Source organism: Acetomicrobium mobile, from assembly GCF_937920065.1.
Genome location: NZ_CALETC010000209.1, coordinates 1 through 3,887 on the forward strand (window position 1 = coordinate 1; position 3,887 = coordinate 3,887).

Annotated in this window: 3 protein-coding genes; all 3 read left to right on the plus strand. The window is 49.3% G+C overall.

Translation table 11 applies throughout. From position 1 onward, the window contains the following. Positions 1-150 precede the first annotated feature (150 nt). A complete protein-coding gene (locus Q7P41_RS08215; RefSeq protein WP_303883384.1) occupies positions 151-705 on the plus strand; it encodes a helix-turn-helix domain-containing protein in 555 nt (184 codons plus the stop codon). Positions 706-731: 26 nt separating this feature from the next. Beyond that, positions 732-3,104 (plus strand): formate C-acetyltransferase/glycerol dehydratase family glycyl radical enzyme, encoded by a 2,373-nt coding sequence (locus Q7P41_RS08220; RefSeq protein ID WP_303883386.1) that lies wholly within the window; start codon positions 732-734, stop codon positions 3,102-3,104. A gap of 8 nt (positions 3,105-3,112) precedes the next feature. After that, the coding region (locus Q7P41_RS08225) for a glycyl-radical enzyme activating protein (protein ID WP_303883387.1) at positions 3,113-3,887 on the plus strand (775 nt) is incomplete at its 3' end.

Genomic DNA, 3,887 nt, shown 5'->3' on the forward strand with positions numbered 1-3,887 from the left:
ATATTATAACATGCCACAATGACGCATCGGTATTATTTACGATAACGAACGAGTCTAGGTTGACGAAAACGCCAAGAGAGTGGTATGGTTGGTAAACCGTTATAACGTACATATCGATCGTTATAATGAACAGGATGAGGGGAGTTGCCGGTGGAAAATATACAACTGATTTTGGCTTCTAATCTCCGAAGGATTAGAGAGGAGCGCAGGCTCAGCCTCGATAAGGTATCGGAACTGACAGGCGTGAGCAAGAGTATGTTGGGCCAGATCGAGCGCGGAGAATCAAACCCCACTCTCCAGACAGTTTGGAAAATAGCAAATGGACTGCGAGTATCGCTCACGGATCTTACCGAGGTTCCTAGGTCAGAAACGGTGGTCATCTCAAAAGAGGATATTTCTCCCATCGTCAGTGATAACGGACTATTTCGGGTATATCCCGTTTTTCCTTTTGATGGGGAGACTAGATCTGAGATTTTGGCCATTGTCCTCGAGAAAGGAGCTTATTCTTGTTCCGAAGCCCACAACGCGCGAACTGTGGAATACGTTCTGGTCTTTGAGGGAGAGGTTACTATTATGGCAGGATCAGAAGAGTATGTCCTCAAAGCGGGGGAGGCCATCAAGTTCCGCGCGGATCGCGCCCATTCCTACCATAATTCAGGTGATGGCGTAGCGCGATTTTGCAACGTGATGTTTTACCCGGAATAGCACTTAAAGCAGGGGGAGGGAAAGACGTGAGCATAAGCGAAAGAACGGAAAGGATTCGGCAGGAGTATTTGAACAATAAGCCCTCCATCAGCTGCCTCAGAGCTGAAATTTGGACAAAGTCCCACAAGGAGACGGAAGGAGAGCCCATCTGTATTCGCCGGGCAAAGGCCTTTGCAGAAGCCTGCGATCAACTTCCTGCATTGATTTTCCCTGACGAGCTCATAGTTGGAACGGCGGGAGAATTTCGTCGTACCGCCATCTTGACACCCGAGTTTTCCTGGATGTGGGTGGATAAAGAGATGGACGCCTTCGATAAACGCCCTCAAGACCCTTACGTCATCACGGAAGAGCAGCGCAATTTTTTGCGGGAAGAAGTTTGGCCCTACTGGAAGGGAAATTCCCTGGAAGAAGCCTTTCTCAAGCGGATTCCCGGGGAAACGGCAAAACTTTTAGTCGACACGGGAATTCTTGATAACGATTCAAAGTGGAGACAAGCCGTGGGCGAAATTACCCCTGACTACCAGGATGTCCTCTTCCCCAAGGGATTTAGAAAAATTCGGGAGGAGGCGAAAGTTAGGCGTGAGGCTCTAAAGGCAGATTCGATTTCAAACATCGAAAAGATCGAATTTTACGAATCGGTAATCATTGCATGTGATGGAATTATGCGCCTGGCAAAGCGCTATTCGGATGCGGCCAAATCGCTTGCCGCCTGCGAGAAAGACGAGGGGCGAAAAGAAGAACTCCTTGCCATTGCTCGCATATGCAGTCGCGTTCCCGCCGATCCGCCTCGCACGTTTCATGAAGCGTGTCAGTTCGTGTGGTTTGTTCAGCTGGGCGGCATCATCTCGGAAAATCCCCTTGCCCTAAACCTCGGGCGCTTCGACCAATATATGTATCCCTTCTATGAAGCCGATGTAAAGGCTGGCCGTTTGGATCGCAAAAAGGCGCAAGAGCTCGTGGAATGCCTCTGGCTTAAACTTTCAGAGTGGGTGTGGACCATCTCCTCTAACACGGCCAATTACTTTGCCGGATATAACCAGTTTCAAAATCTAACCGTGGGTGGCCGAAAACGAGACGGAAGCGACGGCACCAATGAGTTATCTTATATTTGCCTGAAGGCCACGGAGAGCGTCAAGACCCATCAGCCGGGCTTGAGCGTACGAATTCATCCCGATTCCCCAGATGAATTCCTCATGGCCGTGGCCGAACTCGTGAGCAAGGGGTTGGGATTTCCCGCCATCCATAGCGATAGGGCAGGATATGAAATGTTACTTCAGATGGGGTACGATCCCGAAGATGCAAGGGATTGGAGCAATTGTGGTTGTGTCGTTCCCCATTTCAGAAAGACGGGAGAATGGACTTCCGCCGTTAACGTCAACTTTGGAGCAGCCTTAGAGTATGCATTAAATCAAGGGAAGAGTCGTCTGTCGGGTAAACCTATGGGGTTACCGGAAAAACCTATAGAGGAGTTTGCCCATTTTGAGGAAGTGAAAGAAGCCTTTTTTAGACAACTTTCTAATCTAATAGAACATGCCGTGATAGGAACGGTCGTAGCCCAAAAAATTCATATGGAAATGGTCCCGCGCCCCTTTTTGTCTGCCTGCGTAGACGGATGTCTGGAAAAGGGAGCAGATCTCAGTAAGGGTGGGGCAAATTATAACATAGGGCCTGTGCTTACCGGGATCGGCCTTGGGGTAGTGGCCAATTCTCTGGCCGCGATAAAGAAACTTGTCTTTGAGGACAAAATTACATCTCTGGGAGAGCTCAACCTTGCCCTAGATAAAAATTGGGAGGGTTTCGAAGAATTGCGCAAGCAGGCTCTTGGCGTCCCCAAGTATGGAAATGACGATGATTATGTGGATTCTTTAGCTAGGGAAATTTCTGACTTTTATTTTAAGGAGACGCGAAAATACAAAGACGTCTTTGGTTCGCCCTTCAATACTGCCTTTATGGGCATATCAAACTACGTCCCCACAGGAAAAATTGTGGGGGCCCTTCCATGCGGCAGAAGGGCAAGGGAGCCTCTCTCGGAGGGGGTCTCTCCTTTTGCGGGAAGCGATGTGTCCACGCCCCTTGCAGTTATGCGCTCTGCTGCAAAAGTGAACCACGATGTTCATAGCGGCGGAACTCTTCTTAACCTCAGGCTTAATAAATCGTTGGTCGACACCCCAAGGGGACGCAGAAATTTAGCGGCCATGATCCAGGCATACTTTTCCCTTGGTGCTTTTCATGTTCAGTTTAATACCGTCTCCACGGAGGTGTTGAGGAAGGCGCAGGCTCATCCGGAACAGTATCGGGATCTTCTCGTTCGAGTAGCAGGGTACAGCACCCAGTTTGTCAATCTCTCTCGAGAGATGCAGGATGCCATCATAGCCCGAACGGAGCATGGCTCCTATTAACTTTTAAGATGAAAGACAAAAAAATCTGCGTATCGCAGATACTTCATTTTACCGTGAACGATGGAGAGGGCATCCGCTCCACGGTTTTCCTGAGCGGATGTCCTTTGCGGTGCCTTTGGTGTTGCAATCCCGAGACATGGACGCCAGTTCCCAAGGAAAGCATACTGCCTTCGGGGAAGCGCGAGATAATGGGTCGTTTTATGACGGTGGAAGAAATTGTTCGAGAACTTAAGCGCTATTTTATTTTCTATAGAGCTTCAGGCGGGGGCGTTACGTGGTCTGGGGGTGAACCATTCTTTTTTCCCGAGTCGTTGCGCCTCTTAGTAAACGCCCTTTCACGCTTCGGCATTTCCCAGGCGGTAGAGACTTCCTGCTTTTTCAATTGGGAAGAGGTGGCAGATATAGTGGCAAAGCTGGACTTTATATTTGCTGACATTAAGCATATGGACTGCCTTGAACATAAGCGGCTTACGGGAGTGGAAAACAGCGTTATTCTCGACAATATCAGGCGCATTGGTGCCACGGGGATCGAGACGGTCATCCGCGTTCCCCTTATCAAAGACGTCAACGATAGCGAGGAAAATATAAGGCACACTGCACGGTTTGTTTACCAACACATGACATGGAAGAAAATGGAGATGCTGCCGTACCATAATCTCGGGACGTTTAAGTATAGCTTGCTGGGGCTCGAGGAGTTTCGACATGATTTCAAGGCACCCTCCAAAGAGCATATACGCAGGCTCGAGGAGATCATCGCCGAAGAAGGAGTGGAGGTTGTCCGCT